19 protein-coding genes are annotated in these 20,425 nt (G+C 71.4%); 8 read left to right on the forward strand and 11 right to left on the reverse strand.

The window, feature by feature from the left end; translation table 11 throughout:
- Positions 1-6: 6 nt before the first annotated feature.
- Both ACH54P_RS15685 and ACH54P_RS15690 read left to right on the forward strand, forming a co-directional pair.
- Entirely contained in the window at positions 7-1,020 is a 1,014-nt protein-coding gene (locus tag ACH54P_RS15685) for a thiolase domain-containing protein (RefSeq protein WP_489913316.1), read from the forward strand.
- The gene (locus ACH54P_RS15690) at positions 1,017-2,180 is read left to right on the forward strand and encodes a thiolase domain-containing protein (protein ID WP_489913318.1); all 1,164 of its coding nucleotides are present in this window, start codon (positions 1,017-1,019) and stop codon (positions 2,178-2,180) included. The genes ACH54P_RS15685 and ACH54P_RS15690 overlap by 4 nt, the downstream gene beginning before the upstream one ends.
- On the opposite strand, the gene ACH54P_RS15695 is transcribed toward ACH54P_RS15690, so the two are convergent.
- On the reverse strand, positions 2,181-3,200 hold the full coding sequence (locus tag ACH54P_RS15695; RefSeq protein WP_489913320.1) for a YhjD/YihY/BrkB family envelope integrity protein: 1,020 nt from the start codon (positions 3,198-3,200) through the stop codon (positions 2,181-2,183).
- Between the two features lie 134 nt (positions 3,201-3,334).
- Positions 3,335-4,126 carry a transglutaminase-like domain-containing protein gene (locus ACH54P_RS15700; protein ID WP_489913322.1) on the reverse strand — a complete coding sequence of 264 codons (792 nt, stop codon included), beginning with the start codon at positions 4,124-4,126 and terminating at the stop codon, positions 3,335-3,337.
- 35 nt (positions 4,127-4,161) lie between these two features.
- On the opposite strand from ACH54P_RS15700, the gene ACH54P_RS15705 reads away from it, so the two are divergent.
- Complete coding sequence (locus tag ACH54P_RS15705) at positions 4,162-4,743, forward strand: dienelactone hydrolase family protein (RefSeq protein ID WP_489913324.1); 582 nt, start codon at positions 4,162-4,164, stop codon at positions 4,741-4,743.
- Here the strand turns inward: ACH54P_RS15705 and ACH54P_RS15710 are convergent.
- Positions 4,715-5,941 (reverse strand): cytochrome P450, encoded by a 1,227-nt coding sequence (locus ACH54P_RS15710; RefSeq protein ID WP_489913326.1) that lies wholly within the window; start codon positions 5,939-5,941, stop codon positions 4,715-4,717. The genes ACH54P_RS15705 and ACH54P_RS15710 overlap by 29 nt on opposite strands.
- Positions 5,942-6,173: 232 nt before the next feature.
- Between ACH54P_RS15710 and ACH54P_RS15715 the strand changes: the two genes are divergently transcribed.
- From ACH54P_RS15715 to ACH54P_RS15730, 4 genes are all read left to right on the forward strand, one after another.
- A complete protein-coding gene (locus ACH54P_RS15715) occupies positions 6,174-7,331 on the forward strand; it encodes a steroid 3-ketoacyl-CoA thiolase (protein ID WP_489913328.1) in 1,158 nt (385 codons plus the stop codon).
- Positions 7,332-7,417: 86 nt separating this feature from the next.
- Positions 7,418-8,215 (forward strand): alpha/beta fold hydrolase, encoded by a 798-nt coding sequence (locus tag ACH54P_RS15720; RefSeq protein ID WP_489913330.1) that lies wholly within the window; start codon positions 7,418-7,420, stop codon positions 8,213-8,215.
- Between the two features lie 178 nt (positions 8,216-8,393).
- Positions 8,394-9,395 carry a hypothetical protein gene (locus tag ACH54P_RS15725; RefSeq protein WP_489913332.1) on the forward strand — a complete coding sequence of 334 codons (1,002 nt, stop codon included), beginning with the start codon at positions 8,394-8,396 and terminating at the stop codon, positions 9,393-9,395.
- Positions 9,359-10,363: a TIR domain-containing protein gene (locus ACH54P_RS15730; protein WP_489913334.1), complete on the forward strand. Its 1,005-nt coding sequence runs from the start codon at positions 9,359-9,361 to the stop codon at positions 10,361-10,363. The genes ACH54P_RS15725 and ACH54P_RS15730 overlap by 37 nt, the downstream gene beginning before the upstream one ends.
- Positions 10,364-10,381: 18 nt before the next feature.
- Here ACH54P_RS15730 and ACH54P_RS15735 read toward each other — a convergent pair whose 3' ends face one another.
- From ACH54P_RS15735 to ACH54P_RS15750, 4 genes are read right to left on the reverse strand one after another with little or no spacing between them, the layout of a single operon-like run.
- Complete coding sequence (locus tag ACH54P_RS15735; protein ID WP_489913336.1) at positions 10,382-11,584, reverse strand: metal-dependent hydrolase family protein; 1,203 nt, start codon at positions 11,582-11,584, stop codon at positions 10,382-10,384.
- The gene (locus ACH54P_RS15740; protein WP_489913338.1) at positions 11,581-12,996 is read right to left on the reverse strand and encodes a sodium:solute symporter family protein; all 1,416 of its coding nucleotides are present in this window, start codon (positions 12,994-12,996) and stop codon (positions 11,581-11,583) included. Before ACH54P_RS15740 ends, ACH54P_RS15735 begins: the two co-directional genes overlap by 4 nt.
- Positions 12,993-13,199, reverse strand: coding sequence for a hypothetical protein (locus ACH54P_RS15745; RefSeq protein ID WP_489913340.1), 207 nt, complete (start codon positions 13,197-13,199; stop codon positions 12,993-12,995). The genes ACH54P_RS15740 and ACH54P_RS15745 overlap by 4 nt, the downstream gene beginning before the upstream one ends.
- Positions 13,196-14,392 (reverse strand): M20 metallopeptidase family protein, encoded by a 1,197-nt coding sequence (locus ACH54P_RS15750; RefSeq protein ID WP_489913342.1) that lies wholly within the window; start codon positions 14,390-14,392, stop codon positions 13,196-13,198. Before ACH54P_RS15750 ends, ACH54P_RS15745 begins: the two co-directional genes overlap by 4 nt.
- Before the next feature lie 68 nt (positions 14,393-14,460).
- On the opposite strand from ACH54P_RS15750, the gene ACH54P_RS15755 reads away from it, so the two are divergent.
- Entirely contained in the window at positions 14,461-15,525 is a 1,065-nt protein-coding gene (locus ACH54P_RS15755; protein WP_489913344.1) for an Lrp/AsnC family transcriptional regulator, read from the forward strand.
- 489 nt (positions 15,526-16,014) lie between these two features.
- On the opposite strand, the gene ACH54P_RS15760 is transcribed toward ACH54P_RS15755, so the two are convergent.
- From ACH54P_RS15760 to ACH54P_RS15775, 4 genes are all read right to left on the reverse strand, one after another.
- Positions 16,015-16,992 carry an SCO0930 family lipoprotein gene (locus ACH54P_RS15760; protein ID WP_489913346.1) on the reverse strand — a complete coding sequence of 326 codons (978 nt, stop codon included), beginning with the start codon at positions 16,990-16,992 and terminating at the stop codon, positions 16,015-16,017.
- A 37-nt stretch (positions 16,993-17,029) separates the two neighbouring features.
- Positions 17,030-18,460, reverse strand: coding sequence for a DUF1996 domain-containing protein (locus tag ACH54P_RS15765; protein WP_489913347.1), 1,431 nt, complete (start codon positions 18,458-18,460; stop codon positions 17,030-17,032).
- A 384-nt stretch (positions 18,461-18,844) separates the two neighbouring features.
- On the reverse strand, positions 18,845-19,636 hold the full coding sequence (locus tag ACH54P_RS15770) for a zf-HC2 domain-containing protein (RefSeq protein WP_489913349.1): 792 nt from the start codon (positions 19,634-19,636) through the stop codon (positions 18,845-18,847).
- 7 nt (positions 19,637-19,643) lie between these two features.
- Positions 19,644-20,204, reverse strand: a complete 561-nt coding sequence (locus ACH54P_RS15775) for a sigma-70 family RNA polymerase sigma factor (protein ID WP_489913351.1) — start codon at positions 20,202-20,204, stop codon at positions 19,644-19,646.
- Between the last annotated feature and the right edge of the window lie 221 nt (positions 20,205-20,425).

Here is a 20,425-nt window from a genome sequence, read left to right on the forward strand (position 1 = left end):
GTCCTGATGCCAGACGTCGCGATCGCCGGCTTCGCGCAGGCCCCGAACGTCCGCGAAACGCCGGGCACCACCAACGGCGTGGAGATGCTCGTCCCGATCTTCGCCGAGGTCTTCGAGAAGACCGGATTGTCCAAACAGGACATCGGATTCTGGTGCTCCGGCTCGTCGGACTACCTGGCCGGGCGCGCGTTCTCGTTCATCGCCGCCGTCGACGCGATCGGCGCGTTCCCGCCGATCCACGAGTCGCACGTCGAGATGGACGCCGCCTGGGCGCTGTACGAGGCGTGGCTGAAGATCCGGATGGGCGAGGTCGAGACCGCGCTCGTCTACGGCTTCGGCAAGTCCAGCGCCGGGCAGCTGCGCCGGGTGCTCGCCCTGCAGCTCGACCCGTACGTCGTCACCCCGCTGTGGCCGGACTCGGTCTCGATCGCCGGGATCCAGGCACGCCTGGGTCTCGAAGCCGGGCTCTGGTCCGAAAAGGACCTCGCCGAAGTCGCCGCACGCGGCACCGGCAAGGACGTCACCGAGCTCCTCGACGCGCCCTACTTCGCGGATCCGCTGCGCCGGCACGACATCGCGCCGATCACCGACGGCGCCGCCGTCGTCGTCCTGTCCACTGTGGAACGCGCACGGGACATCGTCGAGCGGCCCGCGGTGATCACCGGCATCGAGCACCGCGTCGACTCCCCCGTCCTCGGCGCCCGTGACCTGACGCGGAGCCCGTCCACCGAGGCCGCGGCGAAGGCGCTCGACCTCGACGGCGCCGACCTCGCCGAGCTGCACGCGCCGTTCACCCACCAGGAGCTCATCCTGCGGACCGCGCTCGGGCTGGACGAAGGCGTGAAGGTCAACCCGTCCGGCGGCGCGCTGGCCGCCAACCCGATGTTCTCCGCCGGGCTCGCCCGCATCGGCGAGGCGGCGGCCCGGATCCACACCGGCGAGTCCCGCAAGGCCGTGGCGCACGCGACGAGCGGCCCCGCGTTGCAACAGAACCTGGTGACCGTGCTGGAGGCCCGATGACCAAGCAGCTCACCGCCGTGCTCGGCACCGGCCAGACGCACCACCGCGCCAAGCGCGCCGACGTCTCGATGCCGGGCCTGCTGCGGGAGGCGATCGACCGCGCGATGGCCGACGCCCAGGTCGGCTGGGCGGACATCGACGCCGTCGTCCTCGGCAAGGCCCCGGACCTGTTCGAGGGCGTGATGATGCCCGAGCTGTTCCTCGCCGACGCGCTCGGCGCGAACGGGAAACCGCTGCTGCGCGTGCACACCGCCGGCTCGGTCGGCGGGTCGACGGCGCTGGTGGCGGCCTCGCTGATCCAGTCCGGCGTGCACCGCCGGGTGCTCACGGTGGCCTACGAGAAGCAGTCCGAGTCGAACGCCATGTGGGGCCTGTCGATCCTGCCGCCGTTCCAGATGCCGGTCGGGGCCGGCGCGGGCGGCTACTTCGCGCCGCACGTGCGCTCCTACATCCGCCGCTCGGGCGCCCCCGAACACGTCGGCGCGATCGTCGCGGCGAAGGACCGGCGCAACGGCGCGCTGAACCCGTACGCGCACCTGCGGCAGCCGGACATCACCGTCGAGTCGGTGCGCGCCTCGCAGATGCTGTGGGACCCGATCCGCTACGACGAGACGTGCCCGTCGTCCGACGGCGCGTGCGCGATGGTGCTCGGCGACGAGGCCGCCGGGGACGCCGTCGAGGGCGGCGCCGCCTGGATCCACGCGACGGCGATGCGCACCGAGCCGACCACGTTCGCCGGCCGCGACCAGGTCAACCCCCAGGCCGGGCGCGACGCCGCGGCCGCGTTGTGGGCCGAGGCCGGCATCACCGACCCGATGTCCGAAGTGGACGTTGCCGAGATCTACGTGCCGTTCTCCTGGTTCGAGCCGATGTGGCTGGAGAACCTCGGGTTCGCGGCCGAAGGCGAGGGCTGGAAGGTCACCGAGGCCGGGGAGACGGCGATCGGCGGGCAGCTGCCGTGCAACCCGTCCGGCGGGGTGCTCTCGTCCAACCCGATCGGCGCGTCCGGCATGCTCCGGTTCTCCGAAGCGGCGAAGCAGGTCATGGGCCGGGCCGGGGACTACCAGGTGGACGGCGCGCGCGTCGCGCTCGGGCACGCCTACGGCGGCGGGTCGCAGTACTTCTCGATGTGGGTGGTCGGCTCGGAGAAGCCGAGCTGATCACCGCCGGGAGCGGCGCCACCGGAGCGCGAGCAGCGTCCCGACCACCCCGGTCACCACGCCGACCGTGGCGGGCACCGCGACCGGCGGGTCCACCACGACCACCGGCTTCAGCACCACCGGCGCCGGCGGCTGGACCGGCTTCGGCGGCGCGTCCGAGCCGGTGGCGGTCCACGCCGTGACGTAGACGAGCAGCCGCGCCACCAGCGAGATGAAGAAGATCAGGCCGATGATCGAACCGAACGCGATGCCGGTCGGCGAGTCGCCGATCAGCCGGAGGTAGAACCCGCCGGCCAGTTTGAGCGCCTCGAACCCGACAGCCAGGGCGATCGCGCCGCGCACCGCGCTGCGCACGCCCACCTTCTGCCGCGGCAGCCGCGTCAGCACCCACAGGAACACCAGCCAGTCGGCGGCCAGCGACAGCGGCACCGAGGACGCCGACACGAGCTGGTGCCCCCAGCTCGTGTCGTCGAGCCCGGCGAGCCGGAGCAGGTAGCCGCCGAGGGCGGTGCCGGAGATGGTGAGCGTGAACGACACCAGCAGCGCCACGCTCAGGCCGAGCAGCGCGAGCAGGTCGACGAGGATGAGCCGCAGCAGCGACTGGTCCGACCGGTTCTGCCCCCACAGCGCCGTCAGCGAGTCCCGCAGCGCGTTCATCCAGTTCCAGCCCGAGTAGAGGCCGATCGCGAGACCGAACACCCCGACGCTCGTGCGCTGTTCGACGAAACCGGTGAGCAGCTCGGTCGCCTTGTCGCCGAGCGCGCCGGGCAGCGTGCTGACGATTGCGTGCACCATCGTGTCGAGCAGGTGCGGCTGGGTGGCCAGCACGAACCCGGCGACCGACGAGGCGACCATCAGCAGCGGCACCAGCGACAGCAGGCTGAAGTAGGTGATCGACGCGACGTAGTGGTAGCCGCCGGAGTCGATGTAGCGGTTGGCCGCGCGGGCGAGGTGGTCCAGCCACCGGTACCGGGCGCGGGCCCGGACCCAGGGGCTCGGGGCCTTGGGGGAACTCTTCACGGACACTGTCTACCCAGCCGGGGCCCTCGTCGTGCACGCAACACGCGGCTGAGTTCCGCACCGCTCGCCGCAGACCGCTGACAACGATGTCAGGCCGGGGTTCACGCAGGCCCGGAATGCCGACGGCCGGGGCGTCAGCCGAGCACGACCAGCTCGGTCCAGTCTTCCTGGGGCAGCGCGGTGTCCGTCGTCGCGAACACCGTGCTGCCCAGGAAGTCGAGCTCGCAGCCGAGGGTGGCGAGGAACGAGGTGTCGGCGGCGTCGCGGCCGGTCGAGATCCGGAGCATCGTCCGCCGCGGGGCCAGGTGGGTGGCGTCGAAGACGTACCACTTCCCGTCGATCGCCGCTTCGAAGACGGCGTGGAAGTCCATCGGGGACAGGCCGGGCGCGTAGACGCCGACGTAGCGCGCGGGGATGTCGAGGAAGCGGCAGAGCGTGATGCAGACGTGCGCGAAGTCGCGGCAGACGCCCTCGCCGGCCAGCAGGGTGTCGATCGCGTCGTCGGTCCCGCGGCTGGAACCGACCACATAGGACAGTCGCTCGTGGACGTGCCGGACGATGGTGTCCACCCTGGCCCTGGCGTCCTGCCGGGCGAACAGCTCCGGCGGGACCAGCCCGGCGATGCGGTCGGACGGGCAGTACCGGCTCGGCCGGGTGAACACGGCGGCCTCGGCGCGGGTGACCGGCTCCGGTTCGGGCTCGGTCAGCGCGCGTTCGGCGTGGTAGGTGACGCGGTGCTCGCCGGTGGGCAGCTCGAAGACCTCGGCGCGGGTCCCGTGCTCGAACTCGACGAGCTCGCTCTCGCCGTGCCAGGACACCTTGAGCTCCTCGGTGTCCGCGTGCGCCGCGGCGACCGAGATCGCCGCGGGCCCGGGTTCGGTGACGCGGACGGAGAACTCGACGTCGACGGTCGCTCGCGGGGCCATCGCCTCATGATGTCACCCTTTGGCAGAATCGCCGGGTGGCCGACGTCGTGCTGTTCCACTCCGTGCTGGGGCTCCGGCCCGTCGAACTCGGCCTCGCCGGCCGGCTGCGCGCGGCCGGGCACCGCGTCACCACCCCGGACCTCTACGCCGGTTCGACCGCTTCGACCCTCGAAGCGGGCTTCGCGCTGAAGGACCGCGTCGGCTGGACCACGATCACGCGGCGCGCCCGGGAAGCCGTGCGGGACCTGCCCGCCGCGACGGTCCTGACCGGCGTCTCGATGGGCGCGGGAGTCGTCCAGGAGGTGCTCCCGGACCGGCCCGCCACCGCGGGTGTCCTGCTGCTGCACGCCCTCGGCGCGCTGCCCGCCTCGGTCCGCGACGGGCTGCCGGTGCAGGTGCACGTCGCGGACCCCGACCCCCTCGCACCCCCGGCGCAGGTCGAGGCGTGGCGCGAGGCCACGGCCCGCACCGGCGCCGGTGCCCGGGTGTTCACCTACCCGGGCACCGGCCACTTCTACACCGACGCCGACGGCCCCGACCACGACGCGCACGCGGCCGCGCTCACCTGGGACCGCGTCGAGGAGTTCCTCAGGCGTAGCGCACCGGGTAGTGCTTGATCCCGTTGAGCCAGCTCGAGCGCAGCCGGACCGGCGGGGCGGCCTCGGTGATGCCCGGCATCACGTCGGCGATGGCGTTGAAGATCAGGTCGATCTCCAGCCGGGCCAGGTTGGCGCCGATGCAGTAGTGCGAACCGGTGCCGCCGAAGCCGACGTGCGGGTTGTCTTCGCGGAGGACGTCGAACTTCTCCGGGTCGGCGAAGACCTCGTGGTCGAAGTTGGCGGAGCTGTAGAACATGCCGACGCGGTCGCCCTTGCGGATCCGGGCACCGCCCAGTTCGGTGTCGCGGGTGGCGGTGCGCTGGAAGGCGACCACCGGGGTGCCCCAGCGGACGATCTCGTCGGGCGCGGTCTTGGGCCGCTCCTCCTTGTAGAGCTCCCACTGGTCCGGGTGGTCCAGGAACGCCTTCATGCCGTGGGTGATGGCGTTGCGCGTCGTCTCGTTGCCGGCGACGGCGAGCAGGATGACGAAGAAGCCGAACTCGTCCGAGCCGAGCGATTCGCCGTCGACGTCGGCCTGGATCAGCTTCGTGACGATGTCGTCCATCGGGCACTTGCGGCGGTCCTCGGCCATGTTCCAGGCGTAGCCGATGAGCTGGGCGGACGCCTCCAGCGGCTCGACCTCGTACTCGGGGTCGTCGTAGGCGACCATCTGGTTGGACCAGTCGAAGATCTTGAGCCGGTCCTCCTGCGGGATGCCGATCAGCTCGGCGATCGCCTGCAGCGGCAGCTCGCAGGCGACGTCGGTGACGAAGTCGCCGGTCCCCTTCTTCCGGGCCTCGGTGACGATCCGGTCCGCGCGGTCGCGCAGCGTGTCCTCGAGCTTCGCGATCGACCGCGGGGTGAAGCCCTTCGACACGATCCGCCGCAGCTTCGTGTGCTGCGGGGCGTCCATGTTGAGCAGCACCAGGCGGTTCGCGTTGAGGTTGTCCTCGGTCATGCTCTCGTCGAAGCGGATGATCGCGGTCTTCTCGCTCGACGAGTACAGCGTGCTGTCGCGGGACACCTCCTTGACGTCCGCGTGGCGCGAGACGACCCAGTAGCCGTCGTCGCGGAAGCCCGCGGTGTTGTGCTTCTGGGGGTTCCACCACACGGGGGCGGTTCGCCGGAGTTCGGCGAACTCGGCCACGGGCAGTCGTTGCGCCAGGAGATCGGGATCGGTGAAGTCGAACCCGGCGGGGATGAGCGGAGCGGCCACGTTGCCTCCCACGGTTCGCCGTGAAACACGTTCTAGGTTGGATTAGAGCATACGGTGTTAACTAAAGGAAGACGTTCAGTGAAACCCGTTTACTTGACCGATGATGCCAGGTGAGCGTGCGCTCACCTGGGGAAGATCAAAATCGGGTTGACCCTGGGATGACTTGCACAGAACGATAACTTGTTCTAGTTTTTGGGTCAGTGAACCGCGTTTCCCGACGAAAGGGACGAGCATGGGCGTGCCGGTCATCGTCGAAGCCGTGCGAACCCCCATCGGCAAGCGGGGCGGGCTGCTGGCCGGCCTGCACGCGGCCGAGCTGCTGGGTGCCGCGCAGCTCGCTCTGCTCGACCGCGCCGGGATCGACCCGGCGCTGGTGGAGCAGCTGATCGGGGGCTGCGTCACGCAGGCCGGCGAGCAGTCGAACAACGTCACGCGCACGGCGTGGCTGCACGCGGGCCTGCCCGAGACGGCGGGCGCGACGACGATCGACGCCCAGTGCGGCTCGGCGCAGCAGGCCACCCACCTGATCGCCGGCCTGATCGCCGCGGACGCCATCGACGCCGGCGTGGCGTGCGGGGTCGAGGCGATGAGCCGGGTGCCGCTGGGCACGAACCGGGCTTCCGGCTCGCCCCGGCCGTCGTCGTGGTCGATCGACCTGCCCAACCAGTACGGCGCGGCGGAGCGGATCGCGGTCCGGCGCGGGTTGACGCGCGCCGACGTCGACGCGTTCGGCGCGGCGTCCCAGCACAAGGCGGCGGCCGCGTGGGAGGCCGGGCACTTCGACCGCGAGGTGGTCCCGGTGAAGGCGCCGGTCCTCGACGCTTCGGGCGCCTCGACCGGTGAAACCCGGCTGGTCTCCCGCGACCAGGGCCTGCGCGAGACGACGGTCGAAGGCCTCGCCCGCCTGAAGCCGGTGGTCGAAGACGGCGTCCACACGGCGGGCACGTCGTCCCAGATCTCCGACGGTGCCGCGGCCCTGCTCCTGCTGGACTCTTCGCGGGCTTCGGAGCTGGGGTTGCGGCCGCGGGCGCGGATCGTCGCGCAGGCGCTGGTCGGCGCCGAGCCGTACTACCACCTGGACGGCCCGATCCGCGCGACCAAGCGGGTGCTCTCGCGGACCGGGATGACCATCGGCGACGTGGATCTGTTCGAGGTCAACGAAGCCTTCGCGTCGGTCGCCCTGTCGTGGCAGCGGACGCTCTCCCCGGACGAGTCCCGCGTGAACGTCAACGGCGGCGCGATCGCGCTCGGTCACCCGGTGGGCAGCACCGGAGCGCGCCTGCTGACCACGGCGTTGCACGAGCTGGAACGCCGTGACGCGTCGACGGCCCTGGTGACGATGTGCGCGGGCGGCGCCCTGGCCACCGCGACGATCATCGAACGCCTTTAGCCGGTCCGGTTCTCCCGGCCGGGCCGCGCACGGCGGGGATCGACCACCACGCCGTCCGGCGAACAGCTTGTGCTTCACTTCGGGGCATGATCTCGGAAAGCCGCTGCCCGGTGGAGGACGGCGAGCTCCTCGTCCGCCGCGGCGGCGAGGGCCCGGCGCTGCTGCTGATCGCGGGCGGCACCGGGGCGGGTGACTCCTACCGCGCGCTGGCGAAGCAGCTGACCGCGGAATACACGGTGATCACCTACGACCGGCGCGGCCACTTCGGCAGCACGGACACCACCACGGGCCCGGTTCCGGTGTCCCGCCAGGCCGACGACGCGCTGGCGGTGCTCGAGCACGCCACCGACGGCCCGGCGCTGGTGTTCGGCTCGAGCGCGGGCGCGCTGATCGGCCTCGACCTGGTGGCCCGGTTCCCGGACCGGGTGACGACCCTGGTCGCGCACGAACCCCCGGCGGTGCACCTGATGCCGGACGCGAGCGGCTGGCTCGAAGCGGCGGCGGACCAGGTGCGGCTGGCCCGTTCGGGTGAGCTGCTGACGGCGGTGACGCGCTTCGCGGACGCGATCGCCGGCGCGGCGCTGCCGGACCTGCCGAACCTCCGGCTGCCGCACGAGGCCGACTGGATCCGCCTGTTCGACCGCGAGCTGACGGAGTTCTTCGACTACCTGCCCGACCTGCGCGCCCTGCGCCGCGCGAGGACGGAGATCTTCCCGGTGGCGGGCGAAGGCAGCCGGGGCCGCTACCACTACCAGCCGGCGAAGATCCTGGCCCTGGAGCTGGGCCTGCCGTTCACGGAGATGCCGGGGGCCCACCTGGCCCCGCAACGCAACCCGGCCAAGTTCGCCGCGGCGCTGAAGGACCTGCTGAGCCCGGAGCTCTGACCCGGCCGGGCCACAGCCGGGAAAGTGGACAATTCCACGACAAATACTGTCCACTTTCCCCGCGTTTCCAACGAAACGGCCACAGGTCCATTCAATATCGGCACCCGCACGTCGGTGCTCGATTTCCGCACGTATGCTCGCGGCCCGGCGGATCAGTGACCGAGGCGGAGGATCGCCGATGACCGAAACCGAGTTGGCCCGCGACGTGGTGTCCGTGCTGTCGCAGTACCTCCAGCGCAAGTCCGGCCGCGGGCCCGCCGCGTACGACGCGCAGCTGGAAGAACTCCTGACCCACGTGCAGGCGCGGTTTTCCGAACCCTTTCTCGAGGAAGTGTTCGTGCGGTTCACCGACCGCCCGTCGGGCCCGGTCGAAACGGACGCGATGCGGCTCTACCTCGGCCAGGAAATCGCCCGGAACGGGGACTTCGCCCGGCAGGTGAAGGCCGCGCTCGCCGGGCGGGAAGCAGGCAAGGTGAAGGTTCCCCGGAAGCGGGCCCGCTGGGTGGTGGCGGCCGTGGTCGTCGTGGCCATGCCGGCGGCGGTGTTCGTCGTCGCCCGGCTGACACAGCCCGGCACCGGGCAGGTCGTGGCCGCACCGACGACGGTCACCGTCGCCCCCACGGCCGCCGCCCTGCCGCCCACGAGCGCCGCGCCGACGTCCACCACGGAGTCCGTTCCGGACACCGGCACGAGCGCGGCCGGTCCGGCGGTCGCGGGCGACGGCAGCAGCGTGCCCAAAGGGGCCCCGGTCTCCCTGCTCGACCTGCCGCTCACCAACAACGAATGGCACGCCCAGCACGGAGATCACGACGTGCAGCTGACGCAGTACCCGAATTCCCTGTGGAACATGCTGGCGACGTGCAACAGCAGTGCGTACCGCGGCGAACAGCAATTCCGCCTGAAGAACTTCACCCGGCTGGAGGTCAAGGCGGTGGGCACCGACTCGACCGCGTCGCCGGATCTCGCCGTGAAGTTCGAGGTTTTCGTGAACGACGACGGAGTCGACGCGAAACAGACCGTCGTGGTGAATCCGGGGGAAGCCAAGCCGTTGACGGTCGACCTCCCGGCGAACGTCTTCGCGGTGAAACTCCGGACGTCGTTCACCACCCCCACGGGACGGCCCTGCCGCAGCGGCAACGCGGTTTGGGGATCGCCCTACGTCGTCGCCGCCGGGCGCTGACGACCACCCGAACGAAAGGCCGGGCCATCGATACCGTCTTCATCAACTTCCGCGTCGGCGACGGTCAGGACACCGCCGTGCTGATCGATCAGAAGCTGAGCCGGGTGTTCGGCGCCGACAACGTCTTCCGGTCGAGCCGGACGATTCCCAAGGGGGTCGCGTTCGACCCGGTGCTGATCGAGGCCGTCACCGGCTGCTCGGTCTTCCTGGCGGTGATCGGCCCGCACTGGCTCAGCGAAGAGCGCGATGGCCGGCGGCGGATCGACGCGCCCGCCGACTGGGTGCGCACCGAGATCGAACTGGCCATCGCCGGCGGCAAGCCGATCATCCCGGTCCTGGCCGGTGACCGCGCGATGCCCACCGCGGAGGAACTGCCCCCGGCCATCGCCGACCTGGCCCGGCGGCAGTACCTCCGGCTGCACCACCGCTCGGCGGAGTACGACCTGAAGCACCTCGTCGACTCGGTGCGGGAGCACTTCGGGCCGGCGCGGGGCATCCCGCTGCCCGAGGTCCCGGACTCGACGTTCGTGGCCACGCTGCCGCCCGCCGGCCGGAGCTCCGACGTGCGCATCGGCCCGGTCACCATCGACAACCGCCTCTTCGGCGACAGCGTCATCCACCGCTGCCGCGACTTCGCGCAGAGCCCCCGCGGCTCGATCAGCTTCAACCTCGGGCGGAGCTACCGGCGGTTCGAGTCGACCGTCGGCGTCCTCGACGACGCGGCCGACGCGGACCAGCTCGGCGTCTTCCAGGTCGTCCTGGACGGCCGGCCGGGCGAGGAGGTGACCGCCCGGCAGGGACACTCCCGGGTGCTCCGGGCGGACGTCACCGACGTGCTGCGGCTGGAGCTGCGGTCGTACCGGCCGGGCACCACGGCGAGCCCGTTGCTCGCCGGGGCCCGGATGGCGGGCGGGTTGTCGAACTACCTGCCGGAGCTGGGCTGGGGCAATCCCGTGGTGCATTCCTGAGCCCCGGGAGGGACGGCGTCAGACCACCCGGATGCCGTCCTTCCAGACCTCCCGGATGTTCGACGCCAGCGCCGGGAAGTCGTACGGATCGCCCGACACCACCACGAGATCCGCCCGCAGCCCCGGGGAGAGCCGCCCCAGCTCGCCGTCCAGGCCCATCAACCGCGCCGCCGAGGACGTCGTCGCCTCCAGGACGTCGGCCTGCGTCATGCCGCACGCCGCCATCAGCGCCAGTTCCTCGAGGTTCGTCCCGTGCGGGCCCACTCCGCTGTCCGTGCCCATCGCGATCCGGACCCCCGCCGCGTACGCCCGGCGGACCGAGTCCCGGTGCACCTCCACCACTTCGCGCGCCTTCGCCACCACCGCCGCGGGGAGGTCGACGCCCGCGTCGGCCGCGCGGACCACGTTGACCGGGGCGATCAGCGTCGGCACGAGCCACGTGCCGTGGCCGAGCATCAGCTCGATCGCCTCGTCGTCGAGGTAGATGCCGTGCTCGATCGACCGCACCCCGGCGCGGACCGCGTTCTTGATGCCCGCCGCGCCCTGGGCGTGCGCCATCACCGGCCGGCCCTGCATCGCCGCCTCGGTGACCAGGACGTCCAGCTCCTCCGGCGTGAACTGCGAGTGCCGCGGGTCGTCGCGCGGGGACAGCACCCCGCCGGTCGTGCACACCTTGAGCACGTCGGCGCCCGCGCGCAGCAGCGTCCGGGCGACCCGGCGCATCTCGTCGGGGCCGTCGGCGGTCGCGTCCGGCCGGCCCGGGTGCGGGAGCAGCAGGGGCACGCAGAGCCCCGACGGGTTCCACGCGTCGCCGTGGCCGCCGGTCGGGCTGATCAGACCGATCGAGATCTGCAGCCGCGGTCCCGGGATCAGCCCGTCGTCCACCGCCTGCTTGATGCCGAGGTCGGCCCCGGAGGCGTCGCGGACCGTCGTGATGCCCAGCCCGAGCGTCGCCCACAGGTTCCGCGCGGCTTCGTAGAACTGGTACGAAAACGGTTTCTGCACGCGGGCCAGCAGCCCGATGTCCGACACCGTGACGTGCACGTGGCAGTCGAACAGCCCGGGCAGCAGCACCGCGCCGGCGCAGTCGACGCCCTCGTCGCCGTCCAGGTCCGTGCCGACGTCGACGATCCGGCCGTGCTCGACGACGACGTCGGCCGGCGCCGGATCGGCCCCGGTGCCGTCGAACACCGAGCCGCCGGTGAAAACCGTGCGCGTCACGCCGCCTCCACGAGAGAAGTCCGTCGCGGCGCCACCACCGCGGCCGCGGCGAGGACGACGACGTTGACGCCGAGCCCGACCAGGCCCACGTTGACCGTGCCGACGAGGTGAGTGTCCACAAAGGTCAGCCAGACGACCACGAGCTCGCCCGCGATCAGCCCGGCGAACACCGGGCCCTTGCCGACCGGCACCCGCCGCAGGAACCCCAGCAGGTTGGCCGGGGCCAGCTGGACCGACCCCGAATAGGTGAGCAACAGCAGGTTGGCCAGCAGATCCGGCCGGAAGATGCCGAGCACGAGGGCAAGAGTACTCGCGAGCACAACCGTGCCGTGGTTGATCCAGAACTGCCGCCGGCCGCTGCGCACCCGGACGATGTTCCGCGCCACCAGCGACGAGATGCCGATCAGGATCCCGGCCGCCGGCACCATCGCGGTGGCCGTCGCGGCGACCACGACGATCCCCGTCACCCAGCCGGGCAACGCGTCCTTCGACAGCGTCAGCAGTACGCCGTTCGGATCACTCCCCTTGGGCACCACGAGGATCGCCGCGAAGCCGATCACCATCGGCAGCAGCAGGCACAGCTCGTACACCGGCATCCAGGCGTAGTTGCGCCGCAGCACCTTCGGGTCGCGCGCCGACATCAGCGCCGGCCACGAGTGCGGCAGCGTCATCAGCCCGACGCCGATGGCGCTGACCAGCATGCTCGTCACGAACCAGACGTGGTCGTTCGCTCCACTGTGGACGATCAGCTTCTCCGGGTGCAGCTGCTCGACCTTGTGGAACACCGCGGGAATGCCGCCGGCGAAGTGCGTCGGCACCGCGACGATCAGCACGACCAGGGCGACCAGCATGATCCCGTCCTTGAAGTAGGACGTCGCGGCGACGCCACGCAGCCCGGCCCACAGCACGAACGCCACCACCAGCACGCTGCCGGTGATCATGCTCAGGGTGCCGGACGCGCTGTCGCCGGTGACCAGCCGGACGATCAGCCCCAGCCCGGTGATCTGCAGCTGCAGGTACGGCAGCACGAACACGACGCCGAGCACCGCGGACAGCGTGCCGAGCGCCCGGCTGGAGAAGCGGTCTTCGAGGAAGTCGCCCTGGGTGAGGTAGCCGCGCTCCTTCCCCATCGTCCAGAGGCGTTTCGCGAGGAAGAACAGGACGACGTAGGCGATCGGCACGTACGGCAGCGCGTACATCGCCGCGACGCCGCCGGAGAACGCGAGACCGGCCATGCCGAGGAAGGTGAAGGTGGTGAACACCTCCCCGGCCTGCAGGAACCACATCGTCACGGCGCCGAAGCGGCGGCCGCCGACGGTCCATTCGGCCAGGTCCGCGGCCGGTCGGCGGCGCCCGACGAAGCCGAGCACGCCGATCAGGACGATGCCGGCGAGGGTGAAGGCGAGGATCACCGGTCGTCCTCCCGCGTGCGCATCAGGCGTTCGGACAGCAGCAGCGCAGGGGTGAACATGAGGCACCAGAACGCGCCCCACACCATCATCCGCGGCAGCCCGAGCCACAGCCCGGTGGTGTTGACGAACGGCAGGAACGGCATCAGGACCAGCGCGACAACCGGGAGCAGCGGGGGCCAGTGGTAGCTGCGCACGAGGCTCACCCGGCCAGGAGCGCGAGGCGGCGGACGGCGAGCTCGGCCAGCAGCGCGGCGCCGTCGCCGAGCACGCTGTCGTCGAACCGCGCGCGCGGCGAATGGTTGTCCGGCGCGGTCGCCGGATCGTCGGCCGGGCTCGCGCCGAGGAACAGGTACGCCCCGGGCACCCGTTCGAGCACGCGCGAGAAGTCCTCCGAGCCGGTGATCGGGTCGGCCATCTCGGTGAACCGCTCCTCGCCGAAGACGTCACGGATCGTTGCGGCGACGAAGTCGTACGCGGCGGCGTCGTTGACCGTCGCCGGGTACTCCGGCTCGTAGGTGACGTCGACGTCGAGGCCGTGCGCCTGGGCGATGCCCGTGCAGACCTGCACCGCCCTCTCCCCCACTCGCGCGGCGACCTCCGGCGAGAACGACCGCAGCGTCGCTTCGAAGACGGCGTCGTCCGGGATGATGTTGCGGCGGGTGCCGGCGTGGAACGAGCCGACCGTGATGACGACGGGGTCGAAGACGTCGAAGGTGCGCGTCACCATCGTCTGCAGCGCGGTCACCATCTCGCAGGCCGCCGGGATCGGGTCGCGGGCGTCGTGCGGTGAAGAGCCGTGGCCGCCTTCGCCGAGCACCCGGACCTCGAGGGCGCCCGAAGCCGCCATCAGCGTGCCCGGCCGGGCGACGAACTGGCCCTTCGCGTAGTTCGCGGCCGAGACGTGGAGGCCGTAGGCGGCGTCGACGTGCTTGCCGGACGCCGTCAGCACACCTTCCTCGATCATGTGGCCGGCGCCGTCCCAGCCTTCTTCGCCGGGCTGGAACATGAACACGACGTCGCCGGGCAGCTCCGCCTTCCGCGCGGCGAGGAGCCGGGCCGCGCCGACCAGCCCGGCCGTGTGCAGGTCGTGGCCGCAAGCGTGCATCGCGCCGTCGAAGGTCGAGCTGAACTCCTCGCCGCTGGCTTCGGTGACCGGGAGCGCGTCCATGTCGCCGCGCAGCAGGACCGTGCCGCCCGGTTTGCCGCCGCGCAGGACGGCGGTGATCGAGGAGAGCTTCTGGCCGAGGCTCACCTCCAGCCCCAGGCCGTCGAGGGCCGCGAGGACCCGTTCCTGGGTGCGCGGCAGGTGCAGCCCGATCTCCGGGATGCGGTGCAGGTCGCGGCGCAGGGCGACCAGTTCGGCCAGCAGGGCGGCGGCGTCTGAGCGCAGGTTCATGCGCCGATCATGCGAGAGTCGAGCACAATGGGGTGGAAAAATCACCGGAACCACCGTTGCGAGGTCTGATGGCCGCAGAATCCGCCATGTTGGCCGAGCAGGACCTCAAACTGGTCGACGCGATGCAGGCCGCGCCGCGGGCGTCGTGGTCGACGCTGGGCGAGACGCTCGGGCTCGGCGCGGTGACCGCCGCCCGGCGCTGGGACGCGCTCGTCGGGCGCGGCGACGCCTGGCTGACCGCGTACGCGGGCGGGGAGCTGACCGCGCAGCTGGCACTGGCGTTCGTCGAGATCGACTGCGCGCCGGGCGCGGCGCTGGCCGTCGCGGCCGCTTTGGCCTCCGACGTCCACGTCGTCACGGTCGAGTACGTCGCCGGGCCGTGCGACCTGCTGGCGCACGTGGTCGCGCCGACGCTGCGGGAAGTGGGGGCGCACGTGCACGACCGCGTCTCCCGGGTGCCGGGGGTGACGCGGGTGCGGACGACGTTGTCACCGCGGATGTTCACCGAGGGCAGCCGGTGGCGGGTCCGGGCGATCTCGCCGGGACAACGCAAGGCGCTCTCCCCGAAACCGGCGAAGAACCGCGCGCCCCTGCGGTTCGACGACGCGGACCGGGCCCTGATCCTGGCGCTCGGCGCGGACGCCCGCGCGTCGGCGGCGGCACTGGCGCTCGAACTCGGCGTCGGCGCGACGACCGTGCGGCGCCGGCTGGACGCGCTCCTGGGCCGCGGGGCGATCCGCGTCCGGTGCGAGATCGCCCGGTCCGTCTCGCCCGCGCCGGTCACGGTGACGCTGTGGCTGCGGGTCCCGCCGGACAAGCTGGAGACGACCGCGCGGTCGCTGGCGATGCTGCCGGAGGTCCGCATGTGCGCGGCGCTGACCGGGGCGGCGAACCTGATGCTGGTGGTGTGGCTGCCTTCGCACCACGACACGGTGGCGCTGGAAGGGGTCCTGGCCGCGAAGCTGCCGTGGCTGGAGATCACCGGCCGGGCGGTGACGCTGCGGAGCGTCAAGCTGATGGGCCGGCTGCTCGACTCCGCGGGGCGGGGTACCGGGCGGGTGCCGCTGGACTTCTGGGCCGCGGTCCCCGTGCCGGAGCACGGGGACCGCAGCGTTGACCGGTCCGGGGGATGAGGGGGGTGAGGTGGAGGGAAGCATCCCCCGGGCCGGGGTCGTGGGAGTGGCGGGGAAGCAAACCCGGCCGGGTGACCGAGGGGCGGTCACCGGCCGGAATCGGGGGCGGATCTCGCGTGACTGGCGGCGGATCTCGCGTGACTGGGAGAGCATCTCGCGTGACTGGAGGGGTGTTGGGGCGGGAGGAGTTCCGGCGCGGTGGACGTGGGGGGGGGGTGAGGTGGAGGGAAGACGTCCACCGAGCCGGAACTCGCGGGCGGGAGCGACTCCCGCCGTCTCCTCCTTCGCTGACCCGGCGGTGCCGGATCGGTGTGGGTGAGGACTCCCGGCCCGGTGGACGAGGGGGGTGAGGTGGAGGGAAGACGTCCACCGGGCCGGGGCTCGGGGCGCGGGACGGGTCCCGCGGTTCTTGCGGTGGTGCACCGGCCCGGCGGACTGGGGGGGTGAGGTGGAGGGAAGTGTCCGCCGGGCCGGGGTTCGTGGGGCGGGTCAGTACCCGCCGGGGGCCGAAGCCGTCGCGATCGCGTCGGGCCGGCGCGACGGGTCCACCTTGCAGCCGCTGGGTTCCACGGCGTACCAGGTGTTCCCGGCGCCGTGGCCGGTCGCTTCGCCGGGCGCGCTGTCCCCGCTGTAGGTGTAGACGGGCCAGCCGCCGACGGTCACCTGCATGGTGCCGTCGGTCCGGCGGACCTGCCCGATCAGGCCGGTGTCGACGCTTTCGGCGACGGTGATCCGGCCGTCGACCAGGACCGGGGGCCACTTCCGCGCGCACGCCGCGTCGCAAGTGGACGTTCCGGAACCCTTGCCGTCCTTGGTGAACAGGTAGAGCGTGCGGCCGGCCCGGTCGGTGAGCACCGGGCCGAGCCCGCCGATGCCGGTGGTGCCGACGGTGGTCGGCTTGGCCGGTTCGGCGGCGGAGGACTCCCCCGCCGCAGGAGACGTCGAACCGGTCGCCTTCTCCCCCGCCGGCGTGATCGCCGCCCAGTCCGCGCTGACGTTCCGGCCCAGCGCGATGCCGGGCCCGGTGTCCTTGGCGTACCGGTAGACCGGCCAGCCGCCGACCGTCACCTGCTTGCGGCCGTCGGGCCGGGTGACCAGGCCGACGAGCTGGGCGTCGGCCCCGGCGACGAGCGCCGGGACGTCGGAGACCAGCGGTGGCCAGGTTTGCGCGCAGGTGCCGGCGCACCGGGCCTGCGGCGGCTGGGCGGTGTCCCTCGCGTAGCGGTAGAGCGTGTGGCCTTCGGCGTCGGTCAGGACCGTGCCGAGACCTTCCACTGTGGACACGACCAGCTGGGCCTGGCCGGCTCGGGAGCCGGCCGGAACCGTGCCCGCCGGTGGCTGCGGTGCGCCGAGCGCCACCGGCTGGACCGCACCGGACGTGGCGTACGGGTTGGTCCCGCAGGCCGCGACGAGCGCGAAACCGGCGACGGCGAGCACGGTGGCAGCGACCGGGCGAGCACGGTTCATCGAAGTTCTCCCTCCTGGACGACAGCGGGCCGGACGGTTATTCCGCGCAGACCTTCCCGGAGTTGACGCAGTTGACCAGGCGGTTCATGATCTGCTTGCTCATCACGTTCGCGAAGTCGTCGTGGTCGGACCGCGGGTTGTGCTTTTCCTGGGCGAAGGCGTCCACTTTGTACTGGCCGTTCTGCTGGACGTCCTGCGGGATGTCGTAGACCAGGGTCACCTGCAGCTGCGGCACGTTCTTGAACCCCTGCGGGCACTTGCCCTGCTGGTTCGCGAACACGATGTGCGTGCGGTGGTTCTCGCTGTCGGTGTTCTTGCCGTCCCAGCAGTTCGGGAAGGCGTGGATGCGCTCCACCTTGCTGCCCTGGGGGCAGATCGGGTAGAGGTCGGTCAGCCGGTCCTCGAACCCGGTGCAGGTCCAGCTGGCCCGGGCGTTGGCCGGGCCGTTGGTGCTCTGCTTGGCGTCACCGTAGAGGACACGCAGGCCCAGCGGCATCGCGACGACCTGCTGGGCGCCGCCGCCGATGAACTTCAGCTCCGCGGACGAGGGCTCGACGATCTCGCCGTCGTTGTCGCCGACTTCTTCGTTCTCGCCCTGGGGACCGCCGAGCTCTTCCTGCTGCTGGTCCTGACCGGCGTTGCCCTGGTTCTTGCCCTGCTGGTTCTGGTTCTGGTTGTTCTGGTTCTGGTCCTGCTGGTTGTTCTGGTCCTGCTGCTGGTTCTGGTCCTGCTGGTTGTTCTGGTCCTGCTGCTGGTTCCGGTCCTGGTTGCGCTGACGGCGCTGGCGGTCCTGCTGCTGCCCGTCCTGGTTCTGGTCGTCCTGCTGCTGCTGGGCGTTCTGGCCGGTGCGGCCCCCACCCTGACCGGTGCGCTCGCGCTGGTTCTGCTCCTGGGCGTCCTGGGCGTCCTGGCCGCTCTGGTCCTGCTGGACGTCGCCCGTCTTGCCCTTCTGCTTCTGCTGCGCCTGCTGGTTCTCGTTTTCGTTGGCCGCGTCGTCTTCGCGGTCGATGCGGATGACGGGCCAGAAGTAGGCCGACTGGTCACCGTTCTTGCAGGTGGTGTCGCCGGCGAGCAGGCTCTTCAGGCTCGAATCCGCGTCGGTGGTCACGTTGCCGACGTAGTCGTGCAGGTGCTGCGCGCCGTTCTTGATCCCGGGCTGCGCGATGAAGTTGTCCGGGTTGTGGTGCGCGCCGTCCGCGTTCGTTCCACAGTCGACGGTGAAGGAACCCTGCGCGCCCTTCTTCTTCAAGGCCGCGTTGACGTTGTTGCCGGCGGGAACCTTGTTGATGTCGATGAAGAACGACGGGTCCGCGGGGTCCGCGCTGGCCTCGCCCGTGCGGCCCGTGCTGACCGCGACGGCGAGGGCGCCGACGGCGATCGCCAGGCCGATCGCGCCCATCGCGATCTTGGTTCGGCGGGCGACGCGATGCTTGCCCGTCACGGGGGACCGAGAATGGTTCCGGGCCATAGACTAGTTCACCTCGTTCGTTTTTCCGGGCGCGCGCCGAACGGCGCGGCAGCCCGGGCAAGAACTACCGTTAATTGAGGTCGAGAAGTGCGCGGAACCGGCGGGGATGCGTTCACCGGGGACGTCCGCCGGGCGTTCCGGCGTCGCCGCCCGGCGCCACTGGTTCCGGCGTCGGGATGCATCGGGGGATGCATTGGGGGATACGGACCCGAGTGCCCCGAGGTTCAAAAGCGACCGGCCCGTTATCTGTTCGTTATCAAGCGGAACGCAACCGGGCGCCATTTACGCAGGTCATCGCGTTCCGGCCGGGAAAACGACGTCGCGAATCGAACCGCGACGCGCGCGAAGACGTGAAGAGAACAAGGACAGGCGAGGAAGAAGGATTCAGCGCTGGACGACGACGAGGACCGTGCCGTCGTCCCCGCGGACCTCGAACCGGCCGATCTGGTCCATCGCCAGGGAAATGGATCCCTGCAGCCGCAACGGTTCCGGCGAGCCCGGGATGCCGAATCCCTTGGGCGGCACCGCCCAGCCGGAGACGACGCGGTCGTCGCCCGCCGTCGAGACGGCGACCAGCTGGCACTTCATCGGCCCGACGATGCCCCGCAGCTCGAGTTCGACCCGGCTGCCCCACTCCACCGGCGAGACGGTGACGAGGGCGCTGACCGCGGACCCGCCGCTGCCGCGGCCGTAGGTCTGGCCGCCGCCGGGCTGCCCCTGCGCGGCCGTCGACGGTGGCGGGGTGGACGTCGCCGGGACGCTCGTCGCCGGCGGTGGCTGCTTGCCGCTCGGGGCGGCGAGCGAGGCGGGCGGGACGGCGTCGGCCGGCCGGACCGCGAGGGTCACCAGCGGGCCGGCCACGACGAGGGCGGCGGCCGCGGCGGCGGCGATGATCCCGAGCCGCTTGCGCCGGCGGCGCTTCACGGCGGCCTCTTCCATGAGGCCGCGCAGCACCCGCGGCCCCGGCGCCAGGGTGCGCGGGCCGGGCGCGGGCATCGGCGGCTCCGGCCAGCTGCGCTTGACGAGGTCGAGGACGTCCGGCAGCTGGTAGAGCTCGATGAGGTCGAGCTGGCAGTGCGGGCAGTTCATCAGGTGGGCTTCGAACTGGTTGCTCTCGGCCTCGCTGAGGACGCCGAGCACGTACGCGGCGACGTCGGTGTGTGCGGACCCGGCCACCCTCAGTTCACCCCCGCTCGCGCAGGGCCCGGCGCAGCGCGCGGACGGCGTGGTGGATGCGGGACTTGATGGTGCCCGGGGGCACGCCGAGGGTCGCCGCGACCTCGTTCACGGTCCGATCGCGCAGGTAGGTCTGCTGGATGGCCTCCCGCTGCTCGGGCGACAGGCCCTGCAGCGCCTCGTAAACGATCATCGCGGCGAGCGTGCGGTCCGATTCGTCGGGCACACAGATCGCATCGGATTCGATCTCCTCGAGCTCCTGGGGACGGACGCTGCGGCTGCGCCAGCCGTCGATCACGATACGCCGGGCCACCGTGAACAACCAGGCGCGCAGCATCTCCGGCTGGCGGTCGAGCTTGTCGGCGTTCCGCCACGCCTTGATCAGGGTCTCCTGCACGACGTCCTCGGCCCACTGCCGGTCGTGGCCGGTCAGCCGCAGCGCGAACGCCATCAGGGACCCGCCGAACTCCTGGTACAGCGCCTTCGCCAGATCGTCATGGGCGTCGTTGGACTCGACAACGACTTCCTGACTTTCGACGGGTCTCAGCGCTCGAGTGTGCCGTCCCACGCGGGACATCCTGGTGGGCCGGACGGCCTACGTCTAGTACCAAACGCCGCAACGCAGGTGGCAAAACTTTTTTGAACCGTTTCCGGACCGTGTCCGTATCCCCTACCGAAGACCCCGACAAGGCGTTGTCCCCCGCAACGCTCCGCATCCACTCCGGACTGAATGTCCACAGTGGATCCTTCGCGCGCTTTTCCGCCGCACCCCCGGCCACAGCGCGTAGT

Source organism: Amycolatopsis sp. N2S4-7 (assembly GCF_058119595.1).

Excerpts from the sequence above, each read along its gene's own strand:
- ACH54P_RS15765 (WP_489913347.1), bottom strand. The coding sequence starts at position 18,460 with ATGGCCCGGAACCATTCTCGGTCCCCCGTGACGGGCAAGCATCGCGTC.
- ACH54P_RS15690 (WP_489913318.1), top strand. The coding sequence starts at position 1,017 with ATGACCAAGCAGCTCACCGCCGTGCTCGGCACCGGCCAGACGCACCAC.
- ACH54P_RS15725 (WP_489913332.1), top strand. The coding sequence starts at position 8,394 with ATGACCGAAACCGAGTTGGCCCGCGACGTGGTGTCCGTGCTGTCGCAG.
- ACH54P_RS15715 (WP_489913328.1), top strand. The coding sequence starts at position 6,174 with ATGGGCGTGCCGGTCATCGTCGAAGCCGTGCGAACCCCCATCGGCAAG.
- ACH54P_RS15755 (WP_489913344.1), top strand. The coding sequence starts at position 14,461 with ATGGCCGCAGAATCCGCCATGTTGGCCGAGCAGGACCTCAAACTGGTC.
- ACH54P_RS15720 (WP_489913330.1), top strand. The coding sequence starts at position 7,418 with ATGATCTCGGAAAGCCGCTGCCCGGTGGAGGACGGCGAGCTCCTCGTC.
- ACH54P_RS15760 (WP_489913346.1), bottom strand. The coding sequence starts at position 16,992 with ATGAACCGTGCTCGCCCGGTCGCTGCCACCGTGCTCGCCGTCGCCGGT.
- ACH54P_RS15685 (WP_489913316.1), top strand. The coding sequence starts at position 7 with ATGCCAGACGTCGCGATCGCCGGCTTCGCGCAGGCCCCGAACGTCCGC.
- ACH54P_RS15750 (WP_489913342.1), bottom strand. The coding sequence starts at position 14,392 with ATGAACCTGCGCTCAGACGCCGCCGCCCTGCTGGCCGAACTGGTCGCC.
- ACH54P_RS15700 (WP_489913322.1), bottom strand. The coding sequence starts at position 4,126 with ATGGCCCCGCGAGCGACCGTCGACGTCGAGTTCTCCGTCCGCGTCACC.